At 63.4% G+C, this 21,529-nt stretch carries 19 protein-coding genes; 8 read left to right on the top strand and 11 right to left on the bottom strand.

All coding sequences use genetic code 11. The features are described from left to right. The first annotated feature begins 23 nt into the window (after nt 1-23). A complete protein-coding gene (locus LVY71_RS05000) occupies nt 24-1,046 on the top strand; it encodes a Fe(3+) ABC transporter substrate-binding protein (RefSeq protein ID WP_235098665.1) in 1,023 nt (340 codons plus the stop codon). A 40-nt stretch (nt 1,047-1,086) separates the two neighbouring features. Beyond that, nucleotides 1,087-2,730 carry an ABC transporter permease gene (locus LVY71_RS04995; protein WP_235098664.1) on the top strand — a complete coding sequence of 548 codons (1,644 nt, stop codon included), beginning with the start codon at nt 1,087-1,089 and terminating at the stop codon, nt 2,728-2,730. Nucleotides 2,731-2,855: 125 nt separating this feature from the next. Here LVY71_RS04995 and LVY71_RS04990 read toward each other — a convergent pair whose 3' ends face one another. Both LVY71_RS04990 and LVY71_RS04985 read right to left on the bottom strand, forming a co-directional pair. After that, entirely contained in the window at nt 2,856-3,506 is a 651-nt protein-coding gene (locus LVY71_RS04990; RefSeq protein ID WP_235098663.1) for a 3-oxoacid CoA-transferase subunit B, read from the bottom strand. Nucleotides 3,507-3,527: 21 nt separating this feature from the next. Beyond that, entirely contained in the window at nt 3,528-4,229 is a 702-nt protein-coding gene (locus LVY71_RS04985; protein ID WP_235098662.1) for a CoA transferase subunit A, read from the bottom strand. 291 nt (nt 4,230-4,520) lie between these two features. Between LVY71_RS04985 and LVY71_RS04980 the strand changes: the two genes are divergently transcribed. Beyond that, a complete protein-coding gene (locus LVY71_RS04980; protein ID WP_235098661.1) occupies nt 4,521-6,656 on the top strand; it encodes an AsmA family protein in 2,136 nt (711 codons plus the stop codon). Here the strand turns inward: LVY71_RS04980 and LVY71_RS04975 are convergent. From LVY71_RS04975 to LVY71_RS04955, 5 genes are all read right to left on the bottom strand, one after another. Further along, complete coding sequence (locus LVY71_RS04975) at nt 6,653-7,453, bottom strand: ABC transporter permease (RefSeq protein WP_235098660.1); 801 nt, start codon at nt 7,451-7,453, stop codon at nt 6,653-6,655. The genes LVY71_RS04980 and LVY71_RS04975 overlap by 4 nt on opposite strands. Nucleotides 7,454-7,610: 157 nt before the next feature. Further along, entirely contained in the window at nt 7,611-8,522 is a 912-nt protein-coding gene (locus LVY71_RS04970; protein WP_235098659.1) for an ABC transporter permease, read from the bottom strand. Then, on the bottom strand, nt 8,519-9,619 hold the full coding sequence (locus tag LVY71_RS04965) for an ABC transporter ATP-binding protein (protein WP_235098658.1): 1,101 nt from the start codon (nt 9,617-9,619) through the stop codon (nt 8,519-8,521). Before LVY71_RS04965 ends, LVY71_RS04970 begins: the two co-directional genes overlap by 4 nt. Continuing rightward, entirely contained in the window at nt 9,616-11,073 is a 1,458-nt protein-coding gene (locus LVY71_RS04960) for a glycerol-3-phosphate dehydrogenase (RefSeq protein WP_235098657.1), read from the bottom strand. Before LVY71_RS04960 ends, LVY71_RS04965 begins: the two co-directional genes overlap by 4 nt. A gap of 67 nt (nt 11,074-11,140) precedes the next feature. Beyond that, on the bottom strand, nt 11,141-13,855 hold the full coding sequence (locus tag LVY71_RS04955; protein ID WP_235098655.1) for a sensor domain-containing protein: 2,715 nt from the start codon (nt 13,853-13,855) through the stop codon (nt 11,141-11,143). Between the two features lie 208 nt (nt 13,856-14,063). Here LVY71_RS04955 and LVY71_RS04950 point away from each other — a divergent pair, with 208 nt between their 5' ends. After that, nucleotides 14,064-15,173 carry an NAD(P)/FAD-dependent oxidoreductase gene (locus LVY71_RS04950; RefSeq protein WP_235098653.1) on the top strand — a complete coding sequence of 370 codons (1,110 nt, stop codon included), beginning with the start codon at nt 14,064-14,066 and terminating at the stop codon, nt 15,171-15,173. Nucleotides 15,174-15,261: 88 nt separating this feature from the next. Here LVY71_RS04950 and LVY71_RS04945 read toward each other — a convergent pair whose 3' ends face one another. Continuing rightward, nucleotides 15,262-15,438, bottom strand: coding sequence for a YdcH family protein (locus LVY71_RS04945; protein ID WP_006022144.1), 177 nt, complete (start codon nt 15,436-15,438; stop codon nt 15,262-15,264). Nucleotides 15,439-15,855: 417 nt separating this feature from the next. Here LVY71_RS04945 and LVY71_RS04940 point away from each other — a divergent pair, with 417 nt between their 5' ends. Further along, nucleotides 15,856-16,062 carry a YdcH family protein gene (locus LVY71_RS04940; RefSeq protein ID WP_235098651.1) on the top strand — a complete coding sequence of 69 codons (207 nt, stop codon included), beginning with the start codon at nt 15,856-15,858 and terminating at the stop codon, nt 16,060-16,062. A gap of 30 nt (nt 16,063-16,092) precedes the next feature. Here the strand turns inward: LVY71_RS04940 and LVY71_RS04935 are convergent, their stop codons facing one another. Beyond that, nucleotides 16,093-16,824 (bottom strand): GGDEF domain-containing protein, encoded by a 732-nt coding sequence (locus tag LVY71_RS04935; RefSeq protein ID WP_235100015.1) that lies wholly within the window; start codon nt 16,822-16,824, stop codon nt 16,093-16,095. Between the two features lie 89 nt (nt 16,825-16,913). Here LVY71_RS04935 and purE point away from each other — a divergent pair, with 89 nt between their 5' ends. After that, entirely contained in the window at nt 16,914-17,405 is a 492-nt protein-coding gene (gene purE, locus LVY71_RS04930; RefSeq protein ID WP_235098649.1) for a 5-(carboxyamino)imidazole ribonucleotide mutase, read from the top strand. Then, nucleotides 17,402-18,502 carry a 5-(carboxyamino)imidazole ribonucleotide synthase gene (locus LVY71_RS04925; RefSeq protein WP_235098647.1) on the top strand — a complete coding sequence of 367 codons (1,101 nt, stop codon included), beginning with the start codon at nt 17,402-17,404 and terminating at the stop codon, nt 18,500-18,502. Before purE ends, LVY71_RS04925 begins: the two co-directional genes overlap by 4 nt. Before the next feature lie 57 nt (nt 18,503-18,559). On the opposite strand, the gene aqpZ is transcribed toward LVY71_RS04925, so the two are convergent. After that, nucleotides 18,560-19,276 carry an aquaporin Z gene (aqpZ, locus tag LVY71_RS04920; RefSeq protein ID WP_235098645.1) on the bottom strand — a complete coding sequence of 239 codons (717 nt, stop codon included), beginning with the start codon at nt 19,274-19,276 and terminating at the stop codon, nt 18,560-18,562. 271 nt (nt 19,277-19,547) lie between these two features. On the opposite strand from aqpZ, the gene rpsU reads away from it, so the two are divergent. Continuing rightward, nucleotides 19,548-19,850 (top strand): 30S ribosomal protein S21, encoded by a 303-nt coding sequence (gene rpsU, locus LVY71_RS04915; RefSeq protein WP_235098643.1) that lies wholly within the window; start codon nt 19,548-19,550, stop codon nt 19,848-19,850. Nucleotides 19,851-19,956: 106 nt separating this feature from the next. Here rpsU and LVY71_RS04910 read toward each other — a convergent pair whose 3' ends face one another. After that, nucleotides 19,957-21,441 carry an aldehyde dehydrogenase family protein gene (locus tag LVY71_RS04910; protein WP_235098641.1) on the bottom strand — a complete coding sequence of 495 codons (1,485 nt, stop codon included), beginning with the start codon at nt 21,439-21,441 and terminating at the stop codon, nt 19,957-19,959. Nucleotides 21,442-21,529 lie beyond the last annotated feature (88 nt).

The following is a 21,529-nucleotide window of genomic DNA, read 5'->3' as shown; positions in this document are numbered from 1 at the left end:
ACGTCAAAGCCGGAGCATCAATCATGTTACGAACCCGCATTCTCGCCGCCGCAACCGCCGTCGCATCGGCGATCACATGGAATGCCGCAGTCGCTCAGTCCGGCGAAGTGAATGTGTACAGCTATCGCGAAAACAAACTGGTGCAGCCGCTGATCGATACCTTTACCCGGGAGACCGGCATCAAGGTCAATATCGTCTCGGCGAGTTCGGGCCTCGAGCAGCGCATCAAGGCGGAGGGAGCCAACAGCCCCGCGGACGTGCTGCTGACGGTGGACATCGGCCGCCTCGATGAAGCCGTGCAGGCCGGTGTGACCCAGCCGATCAAGTCCGAGGTGATCGACAAGATCGTGCCTGCGCAATACCGCGACCCCGACGGACACTGGGCTGGCATCGCAATGCGCGCGCGGGTGATCTACGCCTCGAAGGACCGGGTGAAGCAGGACGCGATCACCTATGAGGAACTCGCCGATCCGAAATGGAAGGGCAAGATCTGCATCCGCTCCGGCCAGCATATCTACAACAACGCGCTGTTCGCGGCCTACGTCGCGCATCACGGCGAGGCGAAGGCCGAAGAATGGCTGCGCGGCGTGAAAGCCAATCTGGCGCAGAAGCCGTCGGGCGGCGACCGCGAAACCGCGCGCGATGTTGCAGCCGGCAAATGCGACATCGGCATCGGCAACACCTACTACTGGGCGCTGATGATGAACCACGATGCCGACAAGAAGCCTTGGGCGGAAGCCACCAAAGTGATCCTGCCGACCTTCGCGGGCGGCGGCACTCATGTGAACCTATCCGGCGTGCTGCTGGCGAAGAACGCGCCCAACAAGGCGAACGCCGTCAAGCTGATCGAATGGCTCGCCGGCGAAAAGGCGCAACAGCTCTATGCCGATGCCAACTACGAGTATCCGATCCGCGCCGGCGTCGCCGTCAACCCGACCATCGCCGGTTACGGCAAACTGAATGCCGACACCCTTCCTATCGCCAAGATCGGCGCCCGCCGCAAGGCAGCCTCGGCGCTGGTCGACAAGGTCGGGTTTGATAATTGAGGGATAAGCCGGTTGCGATTGCTCCCGACGTGATGCCGGCGTGACCACCACCCGCCTCGCACAGCCCGCCGTCTCGGCGCTCGCGGTGTTCACCGCGGCGCTTGTGGCGATGCCGGTGCTCGCCATTGTCGTGCTTGCGGCCCAGCCCGCGCCCAACGTCTGGCAACACCTCATCGACTACGTGCTGCCGCTCGCGCTGCGCGATACCGCTTTGCTGCTGTTCGGCGTTGGGCTGGTCGCACTCGGTGCCGGCGCAGGCAGTGCATGGCTGATTTCGCTGTATGATTTTCCCGGGCGCGGGTTGCTGCTCTGGCTGCTGCCACTGCCGCTGGCGATCCCGACCTACATCGCAGCCTATGTCTATGTCGATCTGTTCGAGCCGCTCGGTCTTCTGCATCGCATGCTGACGCTGTGGCTTCCGACGCGCGACGCGCTGGTGCTTCTGCCCAATCTGCGTTCCCTGCCGGGCGCGATCCTCATCATCGGCCTCGTGCTTTATCCTTACGTCTATCTCTCGGCGCGGGCGACGTTCCAGTTGCAGAGCGCGGAATTCGCCGAGGCCGCGCGCACCTTGGGCGCGAACCGCTGGAACGTGTTTCGCCGCATCTCGCTGCCGATGGCGCGCCCGGCGCTCGCGGTCGGTCTCGCCCTCGTCGCACTCGAAACGCTGAACGACATCGGCGCCAGCGAATATCTCGGCATCCGTACGCTGACCGTGTCGATCTTCACGACCTGGCTCAATCGCGGCAGCCTCGCCGGTGCGGCGCAACTGTCCTGCCTGGTGCTGGTCATCGTCGCAGGTCTGATCGCGATGGAGCGCTATGGCCGCCGCAACGCGGTCACGGAATTTTCCTCGGAAAGTCCGCGGCTCACCGAGCGCGCTGAACTCGGCGGCATGAAGGGCTGGCTGACGTTCGCCGCCTGCGCGTTGCCCGCTCTGCTCGGCTTCATCGTGCCGCTGCTGTTTCTTCTGCACCAGAGTGTGCGCCGCTCGTTGCTGACGGTTGATGCAGCCATCTGGCGCGACGCGTTCAACTCGGTGACGTTCGCCGCACTCGCCACGCTCGTTGCGCTGGGTCTTGGCTTTGCGACGATTCTTGCGATCCGCTGGCGGCCGGCGGCATGGAAGTCCGTCACCGCGAATATCGCGCAAATGGGCTACGCACTGCCGGGGCTGGTGCTGGCGCTCGGCCTGCTCGCCCCCGTGCTTGCGATCGACAATGGACTGAACACGCTTGCGGCCGCGCTTGGGCTGTCGCTGCCCGGTCTCGTGCTGATGGGATCTGGCGCGGCGGTTGTCACCGCTTACGTGATCCGTTTTCTCGCGGTGCCGACGGGATTCATCCGGGCAGGTTTCGAGCGGATTCCGCGCGACTACGACGACAGCGCCCGCAGCGCCGGCGCAAGCGAGATGACCGCCATGCGGCGCATCCACCTGCCGCTGCTGCGCCCCGCGCTGCTTGGCGCCGCCATCGTCGTGTTCGTCGATTGCCTGAAGGAATTGCCGGCGACGCTGCTGCTGCGGCCCATGAACGTCGAGACGCTGGCGACCTCGATCTATCAGTATGCCAGCCGCGGCAGTTTCGAGGACGGCGCACTCGCGGCGCTGCTGATCGTGGCGGCGAGCATCGGCCCGGTGGCATGGCTGACGCGGTTCTCGGATATTCCGCAGGGACCGGCGTGAGCACGATTTCGTCATCCTGAGGTGCGAGCCACCTTTGGCGAGCCTCGAAGGATGGCGGCGCGTTGTGTCGTCATCCTTCGGGGCGCGCAAGAAAGAGCGCGCACCTCAGGATGACGCATTAGAGATCACGCGTTCTTCAGCGCCACGCGGAAGCTGGCTTCGGTATTGGCCTTCACCTCGTCGAGCGTAACACCGTCCGCAAGCTCGATCAGCGCCATGCCGTCCTTGCCGTGCTTGTCGATGGTGAACACCGCCAGATCGGTGACGACCATGTCCACCACGCGCTCGCCGGTCAGCGGCAGGTTGCAGCGGTGCAGCAGCTTCGGGCCGTCCTTGGCCGAATGCTCCATCACCACGACCACGCGCTTGACGCCCGCAACGAGGTCCATCGCGCCGCCCATACCCTTGACCATCTTGCCGGGGATCATCCAGTTGGCGAGATCGCCGTTCTCCGCCACCTGCATCGCGCCGAGAATCGAGAGATCGATATGCCCGCCGCGCACCATCGCGAACGAATCCGCGCTGGAGAAGTAACTGGTGATCGGAAGCTCGGTCACCGTCTGCTTGCCGGCGTTGATGAGGTCGGGATCTTCCTCGCCCTCATAGGGGAACGGCCCCATGCCGAGCATGCCGTTTTCGCTCTGAAGTGCGACATCGACGCCGTCGGGGATGTAGTTCGAGACCAGCGTCGGAATGCCGATGCCGAGGTTGACGTAGTAGCCGTCGCGCAATTCCTTCGCAGCGCGGGCAGCCATCTGTTCACGGGTCCAGGCCATAAGGCGTCCTCCTGAGATGAGTTATGCGCGCTTGCGCGTGGTGCGCTGCTCGATCCGCTTCAAGGCGGGATCGACTGCGATGATGCGCTTCACGAAAATGCCGGGGGTGTGAATGTGATCGGGATCGATCTCGCCCGCAGGCACCAGATGCTCGACTTCCGCGACCGTCACCTTCGCCGCCGTCGCCATCATCGGATTGAAATTGCGCGCGGTCTTCCGGTAGACGAGATTGCCCGCAGTGTCGCCCTTCCAGGCGTGGACAATAGCGAGATCAGCGAACAGCGATCGCTCCATGATGTATTTCTCGCCATCGAATTCCTTCACTTCCTTGCCTTCGGCGATCAGCGTGCCGACGCCGGTCTTGGTGTAGAAGGCTGGAATGCCGGCGCCGCCGGCGCGGATGCGCTCGGCCAGCGTGCCCTGCGGATTGAATTCAAGCTCGAGCTCGCCCGCGAGATACTGCTGCGCGAACAGCTTGTTCTCGCCGACATAGGACGAGATCATCTTCTTGATCTGCCGGGTCTCGAGCAAGCGACTGAGACCGATGCCATCGACGCCGGCGTTGTTGGAGATCACCGTCAGGTTCTTGACGCCCGCCTCGCGCAGCGCATCGGACAGCGTCTCCGCGATACCGCAAAGCCCGAAACCGCCTGACATGATGGTCATGCCGTCTTTGAGAACGCCATCGAGCGCGGATTTCGCGTCGGGGAAAACCTTGTTCATGATGCTGCAACCTGATGGGAGAATAGGCGGGCCATTGGGCTTGTGGGCGATTATTAGGCGGAATCTTCAAGGCGCGTCAATCACGCCGCCGAACCCCACCCCGGCGGTTTTGCCACAGCCTCGCGCAATCCCTCTCCCGCGGCATCCTCTGGAATTGTGGTCTGGATAGAGGGCTTTAAGCCACGGATGGCCTTGAAAGCGTCAAGAAAAGCAATCAAGTTGCAGCCTGCGCTGCGGCGGGACACCCGCCGATGCTCCACACCGCAAACCAGCCGGATGAACTCATTGACGATGGCCCAAGGGATAAAGCGCCTGGCGATGCCGGTTGCGGCATTGCTTGCTGCCGCGCTGATCGGCCTGATCGCCATTTCATGGATGATCGACCAGAACGCGGTGCGGCTGTCCGTGGAGCGGCAGATTCGCGCCGTCACCGGCCTCGACCTCAAGGTCGACGGCGATGTCCGCGTGTCGGTGTTTCCGGGCAGTTCCATCACCTTGCGGCAGGTCGGGCTGAAAGGCGCGGGCTCGCGCGGCGGCGGCGATGAACCGCTCACTGTCGATCAGCTGACCGCCAACCTGCGCCTGCTGCCGCTGCTGATGCGGCGCTACGAAATCGCCGATGTCACGCTGGAGCGGCCCCGCATCAACGTGAAGCGCGCCGCCGACGGCCGCAGCAACTGGTCGGGCATCATCGAGACCTTGGCGCGCACCATCAAGCCCGGCATCGACAGCCCGGTGTCGTTCTCCGAAATCCTCATCAAGGACGGCGTCCTCACCTATCAGAACGATGCTCGTAGCATCGACGAAACCCTCGACGGCATCGATCTGTCGCTGGCATGGCCGTCGATCTCGCGCTCCTTCGCCGCCACCGGCCAGTTCGACTGGCGGGGCGAGCGCGTCGACGGCAGCCTCAGCATCGCGGATTTCATCGCAGCATTGTCCGGCGACCGCTCCGGCATCAAAGTCCGTGTCGCCAGCGCGCCGCTGAAATTCGCCTTCGACGGGGCAGTCGCCAACCGCACCAGCCTGCTGATGGAAGGCACGCTCGCCGCCGACAGCCCGTCGCTGCGCAACGCGCTGCGCTGGACCGGTCAACCCGCGCCCGGCACCGGCGGACTGGGACGGTTTTCGCTCAAGGCGCGCACCAATGTGGTGGGCGAGTCGATCGCGCTGACCAACGTCAATCTCGAACTCGACGGCAACACCGCCGAAGGCGTCATCACCTACAGCAACAACGACCGCCAGACCGTGCAGGCCACGCTGGCCGCCGACGCGCTCGACTTCACGCCCTATATCGACACCGTGCGCCTGCTCGCCAGCGGCGCGCGCGACTGGAACCGACAATTGTTCGATCTGCGCGGCCTCTCCGCCACCGATCTCGACATGCGCCTGTCGGCCGCGAAGGTGACCATCGGCCCCTCCAAACTTGGACGCACAGCGCTCGGCGCCAATCTGCGCAGCGGCACGCTGGCGCTGAGCATCGGCGAAGCGCAGATCTATGGCGGCATTCTCAAGGGATCGTTCGGCATCACTCGTGCGGACACCGATGCCGATGTCAAAGCCCAGTTCCAGTTCACCGATGTAGATCTGGCAAGCTGCGCCAGCGAACTGTTCGGCGTCAGCCGGCTGACCGGACGCGGCAATCTCAGCTTCGCGCTGGAGGCCACCGGCGCCAGCCCGTTCGCGCTGGCGCAATCCCTCGACGGCACCGCGACACTGACCGGACGCGACGGCGCCATCGGCGGACTGAATATCGAACAGTTGTTGAGACGGCTGGAGCGCCGTCCGCTGTCAGGCGCGGGCAACTTCCGCACCGGCTCGACGCCGTTCAACACGCTGAGCATCGCCATTCGATTCCGGGACGGCGTCGCCACCGCCGAGGATGCCCAACTCGAGGGCGCGACCACGCGCATCATGCTCACCGGCACGGCCTCGGTACCATCGCGCGAATACGATCTGAAAGGCGTCGCCAGCCTTGTGGTTGCCAGCGACGCGCCGCCGGCGTTCCAGTTGCCGTTCGTGGTGCAGGGTCCGTGGGACGATCCGCTGATCTTCCCGGACTCGGATTCGCTGATCCGCCGCTCCCCGGCCTCCGCGCCGCTGCTGGACTCGCTGAAGGATCGCAAGACCCGCGACGCGGTGAAATCGGTGATCGACCGCTTCACCGGCGGCGGCAAAAAGCCCGCTGTTGAACCAACCGCACAGCCGCAAGCTGCGATCCCTCAACCCGTGCTGCCTCCGCCCGTTGCGCCTGCCATCCCCGCTGCAGCCCCGGCGCCAGCCGACACGCCTGCACCGGCTGCGGCAACTCCGGCTTCACCTGGTGCTGAAACAACGCCCTCCGGCCCGTCCGCACCGGTTCCCGATGCACCGGCAAACATACAGCCCCCGGTCGCCGCCGAATCCACTCCCGAAAAAGCGGATTAAAGCGGCGCGGCGCTTTCGCCTTGCTCGCTGGTGAGTTTCGACGCCAGCGACGCCGCAACGATCACCAGAGCCACGGCTCCGATCACCAGGGTGCAGACCGCGTTGATCTCGGGCTTCACGCCGAGGCGCACTTCCGAGTAAATCCGGATCGGCAGCGTCGCCGAGCCCGGCCCGGTGGTGAAGCTCGCGATCACCAGATCGTCCAGCGACAGCGTGAAAGCCAGCATCCAGCCGGCGGCAATCGACGGCAGGATCAGCGGCAGCGTCACCGCGATGAAGGCCTGCACCGGCGCACAGCCGAGATCCATCGCGGCTTCCTCGAGGCTGCGGTCCAGCGCGCCGAGCCGCGACTGCACCACCACCGCCACGAAGCACATGGTCAGCGTGGTGTGCGCAATCGTGACCGTCCAGAAGCCGCGCCCGGCGTCGATGGCGACGAACAACAACAACAACGACAACCCGGTAATCACTTCCGGCATCACCAGCGGCGCATAGAGCATGCCCGAGAAAAGCGTGCGCCCCCGGAAACGCTCGCCGCGCGACAGCGCCACCGCCGCCAGCGTGCCGAGCACCGTCGCCGCCGTCGCCGAGCAGAATGCCACGCGCAGGCTCATCCACGCCGCCGACAGCATCGCCTCGTCGTTGAAGAACTCGGTGTACCAGCGCAGCGACCAGCCGCCCCACACCGTGACAAGGCGCGAGGCGTTGAAGGAATAGATCACCAGGATCGCAATCGGCAGATACAGAAACGCCAGTCCGAGCGCGAGCGCCGCGATATTGAAGCGCGACAGCCTCATGATCGCCGCCCTCCTCTCCCCTCCCCCTTGCGGGGAGGGGTCGGGGGTGGGGGTAACAACAGAACGAGGCCGCGCCGACGACAGGCCCCCCTTCCCAACCCTCCCCCGCAAGGGGGGAGGGAGCGCACCGTGCGCCTGGCAGCAACAACAATGATCATCAATGCCACTCCAGATGGCGGCGCTGCAGCTTCTCGTAGACGAGTAACGGCACCAGCAGCAACACAAGCAAGACGACCGCGATGGCGGACGCCACCGGCCAATCCTTGTTGGTGAAGAACTCCAGCCACAGCGTCTGGCCGATCATCATGCGGTCGGAACCCGCGAGCAAATCGGGGATCACGAATTCGCCGAGGATGGGAATGAAGCACAGCAGCACGCCCGCGCCGATGCCCGGCAGCGACAGCGGCAGCGTCACCAGCCAGAACGCCTTGACGCGTGAGCAGCCGAGATCGGCGGCGGCCTCCAGCAGAACCTCATCCATCTTCGACAAGGTTGCGTAAAGCGGCAGGATCATGAACGGGAAATAGGAATAGACCATGCCAAGATACATCGCGGAATCGGTCGCCAGCCACACCAGCGGCCTGTCGACGATACCGAGCGCGATCAGCACCTTGTTGAGCAGGCCGTCGTGCTGAAGCACGTTGATCCAGGCATAAATGCGAATGAGAAACGAGGTCCAGAACGGCACGATGACCAGCATCATCGCCACCGGCTGCCAGCGCTGCGGCAGGCGCGACATGCCGTAAGCCACCGGATAGCCGATCAGCAGCAGGATGGCCGTCGATGTAATCGCCACAACGAGACTTCGGATATATGAGAAGATATAGAGGTCGTCCGATGCCAGCAGCTTGAAGTTGTCAAACGACAGCGCGGACAGCGCCGCCTTGAGCGCGCCCCACCCGGCCGAAAGATCGAACACCGGCACATAGGGTGGCTGCGCGATGGCGGTCTGCGACAGCGCGATCTTGAGCACGAAGCCGAACGGCACCAGGAAGAACAGCGCCATCCAGAGATAGGGCGCAATCGCCGCGAGCCGCGCCGGCCGGGTGAAGATGCGGCGTCCGCTCATCGGTCCAGCACCACGACATCGTCGGGCGCGACTGACAGACTAACGCGCTGCCCGACTGCAAGGCCATCCGCTGCCGTACGCGTGGCGTTGGCCAGCGCGACACGCAGCACCGCGCCGCGATCGAGCTTCACGCTGTAGACCGACACGCCGCCGAGAAATCCGGCGGAGGCCAGAACGCCCGTGAATGTATTGACGGCGGCGGCTGCATCCTGCGCCGGAAGCGACAGCCGGATTTTTTCCGGACGGATTGCGACGCAGACGCTGCTCGTCGCGGACGAAGGCACATGCGCCGCGATAATGGTTCCCGCATCCTGCGTTACAATGCTGAAATGGCCGGACTGGCGCGCCGCCACCTGCCCCTCGATCAGATTGATGTCGCCGACGAAACCCGCGATCCAGCGCGAGTTCGGTGCTTCGTACAATTCGCGCGGCGGCGCGACCTGCACCAGGCGGCCCTTGTCCATCACGCCGATACGGTCCGCGACCGTCATTGCCTCTTCCTGATCGTGGGTGACGATGACAAATGTCATGCCGAGGCGGCGCTGCACCTCCATCAGTTCGGCCTGCGTGCTTTCGCGCAGTTTCTTGTCCAGCGCAGCCAACGGCTCGTCGAGCAGCAGCACCTTTGGGCGCCGCGCCAGCGAGCGCGCCAGCGCCACGCGCTGGCGCTGGCCGCCGGACAGTTGATCCGGACGACGTGCCTGTAATCCGTCGAGACGCACCAGCGCGATCATCTCGGCGACGCGCGAAGCGATCTGGTCTTTCGGCAGGCCAGCGCGTTTGAGACCGAACGCGATATTGCCCTCGACGCTCAGATGCGGAAACAGCGCGTAATTCTGGAACATCATGTTCACGGGCCGCTCGTGGGGCAGCACATGCGCGATGTCGGCGCCATTGAGATGGATCGCGCCGGCATCGGGCGTCTCGAATCCGGCCAGCATGCGCAACAGCGTGGTCTTGCCGCAGCCGCTCGGGCCAAGCAGCGCGAAAAATTCGCCGGCGGCGATGTCGAGCGACAGGTCGTCGACCGCAGTGAAGCCGCCGAAGCGCTTCACCACCGATGCGATCCGCAGCAAGGGAGCCGGACCCGCCGTCATGCCGTCGCCATGAACGCTTGGAGTGCGTCACGATCCGGCCGCGGCATCGTCAGGCCGAGCTTGGACCGCCGCCACAGAATGTCGTCGGCGAAGCGGGCGAATTCTTCTTTCATCAGATAGCGCACCTCCGAAGCGGTGAGGTCATCGCCGAACCGTTGCCCGAGGTCATCCATGCTTTTTGCCGCACCCAGCACGCGATCGATGCGCGTGCCATAGGCCTCCACCAGCCTTCGCGCGTGGGGCTCGGTCAGAAAAGCCCAGCGATTGCGCGCATCTTCGACCTGATTGTCCAGCGCATCGAAGGAAAAATCGCCTCCCGGCAGCGGCGCATCAGCGGTCCACGCTGACATCGACTTCGGCGACGCCTTGAAGAACGAGCCGAGCCGCGCCAGCGCGATTTCGGCGCGCCGCCGGGCGCTGGTCGTGACGCCCCCGATGATCGTCAGCAACGGCGCGGTGCCCGGCTTGCGGTCGAGCTTCATGAGTCCGTCCTGGCCCGAAGCCAGATAACCGCCGGCCACGGCATGAACCACATCGGCCGGCTCGATCCGCTCGCGAAAATAGCGGCTGGCGGCCGCGCAAAGATAAGCGACGTCATCCGCCCCTGCCGACATCACGGCCGGATCGCCGGCGAAGCCGCGCTCGGACGCGCCGATCAAGGTAAAATCGCGATGATAAGGAATGGCGTAGATCATCCGGCGGTCGTCGTTCTGAAGCACGTAGACATCGTCACGATCGAACAGGCGCTTGACGACGATCTGGCTGATTTTCCCGAGGCTCGCTTGAACGGCAGGCAAATGCAAGACGGTTTCGGCCACCGCGCTTGTCCACGCGCCGCTTGCGTTCACCAGCGCGCGCGCCCTGACGGTCTCGCGCTCTCCGCGGTTGACGATGGTCAGCCGCCATTCTCCGGAGCGATCCGCCCACGCACAACGCGCCCCGGTCCGGATGGCAGCGCCATGCGCGGCGGCATCCATCGCAGTGAGAACGACCAGCCGCGATTCATCCACAGTGCAATCTGACCAGGCCAGCGCCAGCCCGAGCGAGCGCTTGAGCGGATGACCGGCTGCGTGGATCGTGAGGTCGAGCGCCTCGGAATGGAGAAGGCTGCCTCGCGGTGCAAGGCGGTCGTAGGCATAGAGGCCCGCACGCAGCATCGCCGGCGGCCGCTCGTCGGCATGAACGGGCAGCACGAAACGCGCCGGGCGCACCAGATGCGGCGCGGTGCGCAGCGCGATGTCCCGCTCAACGAGGGCACGGCGGACCCGCAGCGCATGACCGCGTTCGAGATCGATGAAATTGCCGTGCATCAGATGGGGCGATGCCGCCGCGGCACCGCCGCCGAGGTCATTCTGCTCGAACAACGCGACCTTCAGGCCGCGACCGGCGGCATCACGCGCGATGCTCACACCGTTGAGGCCGCCCCCGATGATCGCGATGTCGACATCAGCCATGCCGCGATGATCTCCGACGACCACCATCGCGAGTCAAGTGTTGCGAATTTTTCCTGCGGATTCCGGACTATGCGCGGGTCGAGACAACCTTGCGCGGAATGCTTGCGACGCGCTTGTCGCGGCCGATCCAGTCGGCGTAGTGGTCGATCGGCGCGGGCTTGCCCAGGAAATAGCCCTGCACCTGATCGCAGGCCTCGTCCGCCAGGAAGCTGAGCTGTTCCTGGGTTTCGACGCCTTCGGCGACGATGGAAATGTTGAGGCCGTGGCCGAGCCCGATCATGGCGCGAATGATCGCGGCGGACTGGGTGTTACGGCCGAGATTCATCACGAAAGCGCGGTCGATCTTGATCTTGTCGAACGGGAACGATTGCAGATAGGTCAGCGAGGAGTATCCGCTGCCGAAATCGTCCATCGCGATCCGCACGCCAAGCGCTTTCAGCCGCCGCAGCAGCGACAATCCGCGGTCAAAGTCCTCGATCAGTACGCCCTCGGTGATTTCGAGCTCCAGCCGGCCCGGTGCCAGTCCCGTTTCGATCAGGATGGAGTGAACAAGACCAACAAGATCGCCGTGCATGAACTGGGCGGGCGACAGGTTGACGGAAATCTGCAAATCCTTCGGCCACGACGCCGCCTCGCGGCAGGCCTCGCGCAGAATCCATTCGCCCATTTCGACAATCAGGCCGCTTTCTTCCGCCAGCGGGATGAAATCGCTCGGCGGAACGAAGCCGCGCACCGGATGGACCCAGCGCGCCAGTGCCTCGAAACCAAGCACGTGGTCGGCGTTGATCTTGTGCCGCGCCCGTGCCTGCGGCTGATAGTGCAAAGACAATTCGCCGTTCCTGATCGCGGTCGAGAGATCCTGATGCAGCGCACGGCGGTCGCGAACCTGCTGGTCCATTTCAGCCGCAAAGAAGCTGACGGAGCCGCGCGATTTCGCCTTGGCCCGGAACAGCGCCGCGTCGGCATTGGCGAGCAATTCCGCGGCGGTGCCGCCATTGCGCGGGAAGATCGAGATGCCGGTCGTCAGCCCCATGCGGAGCGAGCGGCCTTCGATCACGATTTCGTCGCGCATGGTTTCAATCAGGCGGTTCGCAAGCTCCAGCGCCGCATCGGGCTGCACGCCGTCGATGATCAGTCCGAATTCGTCGCCGCTCAGGCGCGCAACAACACCGCCCTGCACGGCCGTCTCCAGACGGCGCGACACCTCGATCAGGAGCTTGTCGCCGACCTCGTGGCCGAATACGTCGTTGATTTCCTTGAGGCGGTCGAGATCGATCGACAGCACCGCGAATTCCTCGGTGGTGTCCTTGCAGGCCTCGATCATCTGCGACAGGGCCTTCAGGAAGGCCGCGCGGTTCGGCAGATCGGTAAGTGAATCGTGATAGGCCATATGGGCCATGCGCGATTCCGTCTCGCGGCGATCCGTGACGTCTTCATTGGTCTTGATGAGATATTGCGGCTCGCCGTTCTCGTCGAGAACGGTCACGCGCCGCGTCAGGAACAGGCGCAATCCGTTGGGAGTCTGGATCGGGTGCTCTTCGGTAACGACGCCCTGCTTGCGGACGGCATCTTCATCCCGCTTGAGGATGAATTTCACATCGGCCGGGTTGTAAATGTCCTCAAGTGTGCTGCCGACCACCTCTTCGCGGCGGCGACCCAGCGTCACCTCGGCAGTGCGGTTGGCAAGCACATACTGACCGTCGCTCAGCCGCTTGACCACCAGCGCGACGGGAATGTTGTCGACCACCAGTTCCAGGAATTTCTTGGCGCTCTGGATTTCGCGCGACAGCGACCTGCGATCGGTCACATCCTCGAATAGCGCGACCAGGAATTCAGGCTCGTTCTTTTCATTGCGCGCGATGACGCGGTTGCATGCCACAAGGCGTTTGCCGCCACGGTGATCGATGAGCAGTTCGGTGCGCGTCTGACCCGTCGGCGAAACGACCGCGTCCCGATCCATATCCACGACGGCTTGGGCTGCTTCGGGCGAATAGACGCTGTGAGCCGTTTTACCGATGATCTGATCGCGGCTGATCCCGGCAAACTGTTCGAATGCACGATTGGCCAGAATGTACTTGCCGTCTTCGATGCTCTTGGCGGCAACGCAGACCGGAATGTTGTCGATCACCGATTCCAGGAAGTTCTTGTTCTTGGCCAATTCCTTGGACAGCGAACGCTGCTCGGTGCAATCCTCGTGGGTTGACACAATCCCGCCGTTGGCGAGCTTGCGATGCTTGATGAGGATCGAGCGGCCATCCTTGAGTTCGCAGACGTAGCCGTCCGGATGCTGGACATTGCAAAAATAGTCATCGATCTCTCCGGAGATCGTGCCGCGCTGCTTGCGCAACTCCAGAAGGTCGCGTCCCGTCATTCCGGGGAACAGGTCGAAACGGTCCAGCCCATACATCTCCAGATAACGGTCGTTGCAAAACACCATGCGCTTGCGCGCATCGACCATCACGATCCCGTTGGCCAGATTGTTGAGGGCGCTGGAGACAAAGGCGGCGCGCCGGATATTGGCATGGCGCGCGCGCCGCAAGGCCGTCGAAATCCACAGGACCATCGCCGCGAGGAACGCGATGACCACAAACCCGCCAATCGCCACCTGCCACATCAGGGCCGTATGCGCGCTGTCGCTTGACAGGGCCGAAAAGGTGCCATCGGGATTGGCGATAATCTGCGCGCTTGCGCTTCCGCATGCCATCGCCGAGACGCAGAAGCTCCCAGCGATCCTTCCCAGGCTCACTGTGGTTGTGTGCGCTTGCTTCTGCCAGCCCGTCATTACCGATCCGCGAATTCTTCGCGAACACTCTCTGGTTGCACCCCTTTGAATCGGGTAAACGCGATCTTCCCAGCGAACAGAATGTGACTTAAATGCGGGCAATTGGCCGTCTATGCTTAACCATCCCCTAATGCCGAACGCCTCGCATCGCACCATGCTGTGCATAAAATGAGCATGCAAAGAACCTATCCAGCAAAACGGGGCATCAATGGACAGGATTGAGTGTGTCGTCGTCGGCGCAGGCGTCGTTGGTCTTGCCGTTGCGCGACATCTGGCGCGATCCGGTCTCGAGGTTGTGGTCGTCGAATCCGCCGGAGACATCGGCACCGGAACATCGTCGCGCAACAGCGAGGTGATCCACGCCGGAATTTACTATCCGTCCGGAAGCCTGATGGCGCGGATGTGCGTCACCGGAAAGCAGATGCTCTACAGCTATTGCGACGACCATGGCGTGCCGTACCGGCGTTGCGGCAAGCTGATCGTGGCGACGGCGAACAACGAGGACGAGAAGCTGGCGTCGATCCGGTCGCATGCCGAGGCCAACGGCGTCGATGATCTTCGGATGCTGTCCGCCGATGAAGCACGCGCGCTGGAGCCCGCGCTGAACTGCACCGGCGCATTGCTGTCGCCGTCCACCGGCATCCTCGACAGTCATGCCTACATGCTGGCGCTGCGCGGCGAAATCGAGGACGCGGGCGGCGCGCTTGCATTTCATGCACCGCTGCGGAGCGCCAAAGCCGTCGCAGGCGGCTTCGAGGTGGAGATCGGCGGCGACAGCCCGATGACGCTGCAATGCCGGCTGCTGATCAACTCGGCCGGGCTCTCGGCCCCGGCGATTGCCCGCACGATCGACGCCATGCCCGCCGATCGCGTCCCAAACATCTATTACGCCAAAGGCAACTACTTCAGTTGCAGCACGCGCGCGCCGTTTTCCCGGCTGATCTATCCCACGCCGGAGCCAGGCGGCCTCGGCGTGCACCTGACCATCGATCTCGGCGGACAGGCGAAATTCGGACCCGACGTGGAGTGGATCGAGAAGATTGATTACGCGGTGGACCCGGCGCGGGCCGAGCGGTTCTATCCCGCAATCCGCCGCTATTGGCCGGGGTTGCCGGACGGCGCGCTGACACCGAGCTATTCCGGAATCCGGCCCAAGATCGTTCCACCTGCGGTGGCCAAGCAGGATTTCGTCATCCAGGGAACACAGGACCACGGCCTCGCAGGTCTGATCAACCTGTTCGGGATTGAATCGCCCGGCCTGACCTCATCCCTCGCCATCGCGGACGAAGTGGCTCGCCTCGCATCCGCGCAGGACTGATCACAACCCCGCAACGGCCAAACAGCCGTTACGAACATCGTGTCGAACCGATGAAAGGATTTTCGGGAGGCGTCGATTTCCGAGAGAGTCAGTGGACCGTAGCAAGCTTGATGCGTTCGATCTGGTCCTTGAGCACCAGCTTGCGGCGCTTCAGCTCAATGATCTGGAGGTCGTCGGTGGAAAGATGCTGGAGAGCATCGTGCAATTCGTTTTCCAGAACTTCGTGTTTTCGTTCCAGTTCAACGAGATGCGCCTGAATCGCCATAAGAAGTCTCCTTTGTGAGTGGACCTCAGATCGGATCTGGACGAGTAAGTGTACATGAGCGGAGGCATCTGTCGACAGCCGAATGAAATCGCCTATGTAAATTTTATAACGATGGAAACGAATTGTGACGGAACCCGCCTCACGATACCGTCTGCTGGAAGTGGTAACGTTTTTCTGCAATGACCGTCCAATGGTCCGATTCCAACATTCGCACCCGTTTCGTCAGGCATTCTTGCGAATGTTGGAAACAAAGGACCATTGGAAAATATAAGTTTCCAGTGGAGTTCTGGATTTGACATTCGCTTTGCGGACTCCCGGCTGGGAGAGTGCGAATGTCAAATCCACTCCACTGGCAGGGCACATCCGGGAAGACGGAAGACTTAAGTGAAGTCTGACGCAATCTAGTCATCGACGGTTATGGTAGATCAGGACAACAACGAATTCGCTCTGGAATTGGCGCGGTTGCAGCAGGAGCATCGCGACCTCGATGCCGCCATCGAGGCGTTGCATCTGTCGCCGGCGCCCGACCTCCTGAGGTTGCAGCGGCTGAAAAAACGCAAGCTGCAATTGCGCGACCGCATCGCGTTCATCGAAGACCAGATCACACCTGATATTATTGCCTGACTTGCGGCAAGACGCCGCGCCGGTCGAGCCTCAAAGCGCGGTCAGCACGCGTCCCCGGCGCACCGCCTTGCGCGCATACATGGCGCGATCCGCCGCTTCCATCGCCGCAGCAGCCTGGTCGGTTGCGCCGATCAGCGCGATGCCGGCCGATGCACCCGCGACCACGGGACGGCCCTTGAACACAAAGGTCAGCCGGTCGATTGCCTCTTCCAGCGCCGCCGCCTTCGCCAGGGCGTCGGCCTCCGTGAGATTCCACAGCAGCAATCCGAACTCGTCGCCGCCGAGCCGCCCCACCACATCCGACGACCGGACATGGCGCATCAGCACCGCGACCACCCCTTTCAGCACCACATCGCCTGCCGCATGGCCGAACGTGTCGTTGATGGGCTTCAGGCGATCGACGTCGAGCACGATCAGCGCGCCGGTCGCCTTGTAGCGCCGGATGTAGGCGATCGACCGGTCGAGTTCCCGCTCGAAGCCGCGGCGGTTGTAGATATTCAGCAGGAAGTCGGTGTCAGCCCAGGCCTGAAGTTCGTCGATCCGGGCCTGCGCCGCGCCAAGTTCCGCTTTCAGCGCCAAGATCTGCCGCCGCGCCTTCTTCAGCGGAGCCGCCATCGGTTTGCCCTTGGGTTTAACGGACGCCTTGGCGCCCTGTTTGCGACCCGACGCCCCGGCGCCCGCGGGCAGACGCTTTGCCGCAGGGCGCCGCGATGGCACTTTCTTGCCCGGTTTCTTCAAATTTCCGCCCCGCGCGTTGACCATGAAAGCATAACGGATTCGCGCTGGCTTGCCACGCAAGGGCGCAACTCTATAATCCGCCCTCTTTTTTCGGCCCCTTTTAAAGATTCCGAATGACAACCCCCGTCGCCATCATCATGGGAAGCCAGTCCGACTGGGCCACCATGCGCCACGCCGCAGAGACCCTCACCGCACTCGGCATCCAGCATGAGGCGCGGATCGTCTCTGCGCACCGGACCCCCGAGCGGCTCTATGCTTTCGCCAAGGGGGCCAAGGCCGCCGGTTTCAAGGTCATCATCGCTGGCGCTGGCGGTGCCGCGCATCTGCCCGGTATGGCGGCGTCGCTGACGGAACTTCCGGTGTTCGGCGTGCCGGTGGAATCCAAGACGCTGGCAGGCGTGGATTCGCTGTATTCCATTGTGCAAATGCCCGCCGGAATTCCGGTCGGCACCTTGGCGATCGGGAAGGCAGGCGCTATCAATGCCGCCCTACTCGCTGCGAGCGTGCTGGCCCTCAACGATGACGGTCTTGCAACCCGGCTTGCCACATGGCGCCAGCAACAGACCGAGGCGGTAAGCGAGCGCCCAGAGGACGAACCTAAGTGACATCTTCAAGTCGGGTGACGCTGAAACCGGGCGACACCATCGGAATTCTCGGCGGCGGCCAGTTGGGACGAATGCTTGCGCTCGCCGCGGCACGGCTCGGCCTCAAGGCGCAGGTGTTCTCACCCGATCCGGATTCTCCGGCTTTCGACGTGGTGCAGAACGCGACTTGCGCCGAATATGCCGACGTCGAGGCGCTGGAACTGTTCGCGTCGGATGTCGGCGTCATCACCTACGAATTCGAGAATATCCCGTCCTCCACCGCGATGATCCTCGCCGCGCGCCGTCCGGTGCTGCCAGACCCGAAGATCCTGGAAACCACACAGGACCGGTTCGCGGAAAAGAACTTCATCACCAAGCTTGGTATCGCCACCGCGCGCTACGCCGATGTCTCCTCCGCACAGGACCTGAAAGCCGCCATTGGCCAGATCGGCCTGCCCGCTGTGCTCAAGACCCGGCGCTTCGGCTACGACGGCAAGGGACAGGTGGTGGTGCGCGAGGGCGACGACCCGGAAGCGGTGTGGGCCGACCTCGAAACGCGCTCGGCAATCCTCGAAGCGTTCGTGCCGTTCGAACGCGAGATTTCAGTCATCGCCGCGCGCAGCACCAGCGGCGAAGTGGTTTGCTACGACGTCACCGAAAACGAGCATCGCGATCACATCCTGAAATTCTCGCATGCGCCTGCGCGCATCTCCGATGACCTCGCGGCACAGGCCCGCACCATTGCGGAGAAGATCGCCGCCGCGCTGGATTATGTGGGCGTGCTGGCGGTGGAACTGTTCGTGGTGCCGGGCAAGGATGGTCCCACTCTGCTGGTCAACGAGATCGCGCCTCGCGTTCACAACTCGGGACACTGGACGCTGGATGGCGCGTCGGTGTCGCAGTTCGAGCAGCATATTCGCGCCATCGCCGGATGGCCGCTGGCCCATCCGGTCCGCCACGGCGATGTCACCATGACCAACCTGATCGGCGACGACATTCTCGATTACGGCAAGTGGCTGACCAGGCCCGGCGCGACCGTGCATCTTTACGGCAAGGGCGCTCCCCGGCCCGGCCGCAAGATGGGCCATGTCACCGAGGTCAAAGTTTCGCAAAAATAAAACAAAAGGCTGCCGCGGCGACTCCGCGACAGCCTTCCCCGAGTCCGGTGTTGGAGTTTATTTGGTCCCCGCCACGATTCCCTCCGGCTCATCGCTCAGCCAGCGATAGACCACGCCGCCGATGACACCGCCGACCAGCGGCGCGAGCCAGAACAGCCACAACTGCTGCAATGCCCAGCCGCCGACGAATAGTGCCGGACCGGTGCTGCGCGCCGGGTTCACCGACGTGTTGGTGACGGGGATGCTGACAAGATGGATCAGCACCAGTGCAAGACCGATCGCCAGCGGCGCGAAACCAGCCGGCGCCTTGCCGTGGGTCGCACCCATGATGACGAAAAGGAATACCGCCGTCATCGTCACCTCCATGAGGAGGCAGGCAACGAGGCTGTACTTGCCCGGTGAATGATCTTCATAGCCGTTGGAGGCAAAGCCGCCGGCGAGATCGAAACCCGCCTTGCCGCTGGCGATCACGTACAGCAGCGCCGCGGCGGCAATCGCGCCGACCACCTGGGCGATCACATAGGGCACGATCTGCCCCGCCGGAAAGCGGCCGCCCGCGGCAAGCCCGACCGTCACGGCGGGATTGAGATGGCAGCCGGAAATATGGCCGATAGCGAAGGCCATGGTGACGACGCTCAGACCGAACGCGAACGAGACACCGAGCAGGCCGATACCGACCTGAGGAAAAGCGGCGGCAATGACGGCACTGCCGCAGCCTGCGAATGTCAGCCAGAACGTGCCGATGGCCTCGGCAGCATATTTCTTCGCGTTCACGTTACGTCTCCCCTGAATGCGGTGTTGAATCACCTCAACAGCGGGAACTTTAGAAATCGGAGTCTTAAGCCTTCCTGAACTCCCCGAATCGCGGCCCCGCCCCCTGAACTTGCCCCGGAAAAGTGGCTTTGCCGTCCCGGAAAAAGGCTGTCCACAGGTGGACATTCCCGGTTTGATCTGGTACATCCGCGCCTTCGATGAGAAGGGCGTGGCCTTTGTCGGCCCTTCGTCGTCTCCTGAATTTTCGATTGAAACACAAAGAGGATGCCGCGTGCAGGTTCTCGTCCGCGATAACAATGTCGACCAGGCTCTCAAGGCGCTGAAGAAAAAGATGCAGCGCGAGGGCATTTTCCGCGAGATGAAGCTTCGCGGCCATTACGAAAAGCCCTCCGAGAAGAAGGCCCGCGAAAAGGCGGAAGCCGTTCGTCGCGCACGCAAGCTGGCGCGCAAGAAGCTGCAGCGCGAAGGCCTGTTGCCGATGAAGCCGAAGCCGGTGTTCGGCGCTGGCCCCGGCGCGGACCGTGGTGCTGGCGGCGGCCGTGGCGGCGCAGGTGCTCCGCGCGGACCGCGCTGAGCGCTTCAATCGTATTTGGATATAAAAACGCGGGCCTTGTGGCCCGCGTTTTTGTTTGAGCTGTGTGTTTCTTCACCTCTCCCCGTTTACGGGGAGAGAGCAATCCTCAGACGTTCAGATTCATCCAGACCGCTTTCGGCTCGGTGAAATTCGCCAGCGCTTCCGTGCCGTGTTCTCGGCCGAAACCCGAATCGCCCGCACCACCCCACGGCAGCCGCACGTCCGTATAACCATAGGTGTTGATCCAGACCGTTCCCGCCTTCGCTTTCTTGGCGAACCGCTGCACCCGTCCGATATCGCGGCTCCACACGCCTGCAGCGAGGCTGAACGCGGTGCCGTTGGCGATCCGCAACGCATCAGCCTCGTCCTTGAACTTGATGACGCTGACGACGGGGCCGAAGATTTCCTCCTGCGAAATCCGCATCTCGTGTTTGACGTTCGCGAACACCGCGGGGCTGATGTAGTAGCCGCGGTCGCCGACATGCCGGCCGCCGGTGACCAGCGTCGCACCTTCCTTCTCACCAATGTCGACGTAGTCGAGTATCGTCTTCATCTGCCGTTCGGAAATCACCGGACCCAGCGCCGTCGCCTTGTCGGCAGTGTCGCCCATGCGCAGCGCCTCGGCGCGCGCCGTCAGCCGCTCGACCACTTCGTCATAGACCTTCTCATGAGCCAGCACGCGCGAACCCGCCGAACACACCTGCCCGGCATTGAAGAAGATGCCCGCGGCGGCGGCCTTGGTCGCGGCATCGAGATTGGCATCGTCATAGATCACGTTGGCCGACTTGCCGCCGAGCTCGAGCGACACACGCTTGAAGTTACCCGCCGCGCCGCGAAGAATGCCGCGGCCGACGCCGGGCGATCCGGTGAACGTCACCTTGTCCACGCCGGGATGGTTGACCAGCGCGTCGCCGACCACGCGGCCGGGTCCGGGCACGATGTTGAGCACGCCCGGCGGCAGTCCGGCTTCGAGCGCAAGTTCACCAAGGCGGAGTGCCGACAATGACGTCAGCTCCGCAGGTTTCATCACGATGGTGCAGCCGCAGGCCAGCGCCGGTGCCAGCTTCCACATGCCGATCATCAACGGGAAATTCCACGGCACGATCACAGCGACCACGCCGACCGGCTCGCGCACCGTATAGGTCAGCGCATCGCTGCGCGTCGGCACCGTATCGCCGTGAATCTTGTCGGCCCAGCCGGCGTAATAGGTCAGCGTGTCGATGGCGGCGGGAAGATCCTGCCGCAACACCGCCGAGATCGGCTTGCCGGCATCGCGGCTTTCCAGTTCGGCAAGTTCATCGCCGTGCTGTTTGATCAGTTCGGCGAACCTGAACAGGATGTGGCCGCGCTCTGCAGGGCGCATGGCGCTCCAGACGCCCTCGAATGCGCGGCGGGCGGCGGCGACGGCGCGCTCCACATCGGCTTCGTTGCCTTCCGAAATGGTCGCGATGACCTGCCCGGTCGCGGGATTGAGCGTGTTGAAGGTCCGCCCCGATACCGACTCGACATGCTGGCCGTCGATCAAAAGCTGCTTGCGGAGGACGCCCGGCGCGTGCGGACTCCCCAGGGAGTTATCATATGCAATCGACATCATATTACTCCTATTGTTTCCGCTAGTTTGTGTATTCAAAATGCCAGAGTAAATATGATAAGATGTGCCAATGCCTCACGATGATATG

Source organism: Bradyrhizobium sp. G127 (assembly GCF_021502575.1).
Lineage (GTDB): Bacteria > Pseudomonadota > Alphaproteobacteria > Rhizobiales > Xanthobacteraceae > Afipia.
The sequence above is the reverse complement of the archived record's forward strand: the minus strand, read 5'-3'. Positions and strand labels throughout refer to the sequence as shown.

What these genes read in the sequence shown, in the direction of transcription:
- LVY71_RS05000 (WP_235098665.1), top strand. Translation starts at nt 24, where the DNA reads ATGTTACGAACCCGCATTCTCGCCGCCGCAACCGCCGTCGCATCGGCG.
- LVY71_RS04990 (WP_235098663.1), bottom strand. Translation starts at nt 3,506, where the DNA reads ATGGCCTGGACCCGTGAACAGATGGCTGCCCGCGCTGCGAAGGAATTG.
- LVY71_RS04985 (WP_235098662.1), bottom strand. Translation starts at nt 4,229, where the DNA reads ATGAACAAGGTTTTCCCCGACGCGAAATCCGCGCTCGATGGCGTTCTC.
- LVY71_RS04980 (WP_235098661.1), top strand. Translation starts at nt 4,521, where the DNA reads ATGGCCCAAGGGATAAAGCGCCTGGCGATGCCGGTTGCGGCATTGCTT.
- LVY71_RS04975 (WP_235098660.1), bottom strand. Translation starts at nt 7,453, where the DNA reads ATGAGGCTGTCGCGCTTCAATATCGCGGCGCTCGCGCTCGGACTGGCG.
- LVY71_RS04970 (WP_235098659.1), bottom strand. Translation starts at nt 8,522, where the DNA reads ATGAGCGGACGCCGCATCTTCACCCGGCCGGCGCGGCTCGCGGCGATT.
- LVY71_RS04965 (WP_235098658.1), bottom strand. Translation starts at nt 9,619, where the DNA reads ATGACGGCGGGTCCGGCTCCCTTGCTGCGGATCGCATCGGTGGTGAAG.
- LVY71_RS04960 (WP_235098657.1), bottom strand. Translation starts at nt 11,073, where the DNA reads ATGGCTGATGTCGACATCGCGATCATCGGGGGCGGCCTCAACGGTGTG.
- LVY71_RS04955 (WP_235098655.1), bottom strand. Translation starts at nt 13,855, where the DNA reads ATGACGGGCTGGCAGAAGCAAGCGCACACAACCACAGTGAGCCTGGGA.
- LVY71_RS04950 (WP_235098653.1), top strand. Translation starts at nt 14,064, where the DNA reads ATGGACAGGATTGAGTGTGTCGTCGTCGGCGCAGGCGTCGTTGGTCTT.
- LVY71_RS04945 (WP_006022144.1), bottom strand. Translation starts at nt 15,438, where the DNA reads ATGGCGATTCAGGCGCATCTCGTTGAACTGGAACGAAAACACGAAGTT.
- LVY71_RS04940 (WP_235098651.1), top strand. Translation starts at nt 15,856, where the DNA reads ATGGTAGATCAGGACAACAACGAATTCGCTCTGGAATTGGCGCGGTTG.
- LVY71_RS04935 (WP_235100015.1), bottom strand. Translation starts at nt 16,824, where the DNA reads ATGGTCAACGCGCGGGGCGGAAATTTGAAGAAACCGGGCAAGAAAGTG.
- purE (WP_235098649.1), top strand. Translation starts at nt 16,914, where the DNA reads ATGACAACCCCCGTCGCCATCATCATGGGAAGCCAGTCCGACTGGGCC.
- LVY71_RS04910 (WP_235098641.1), bottom strand. Translation starts at nt 21,441, where the DNA reads ATGTCGATTGCATATGATAACTCCCTGGGGAGTCCGCACGCGCCGGGC.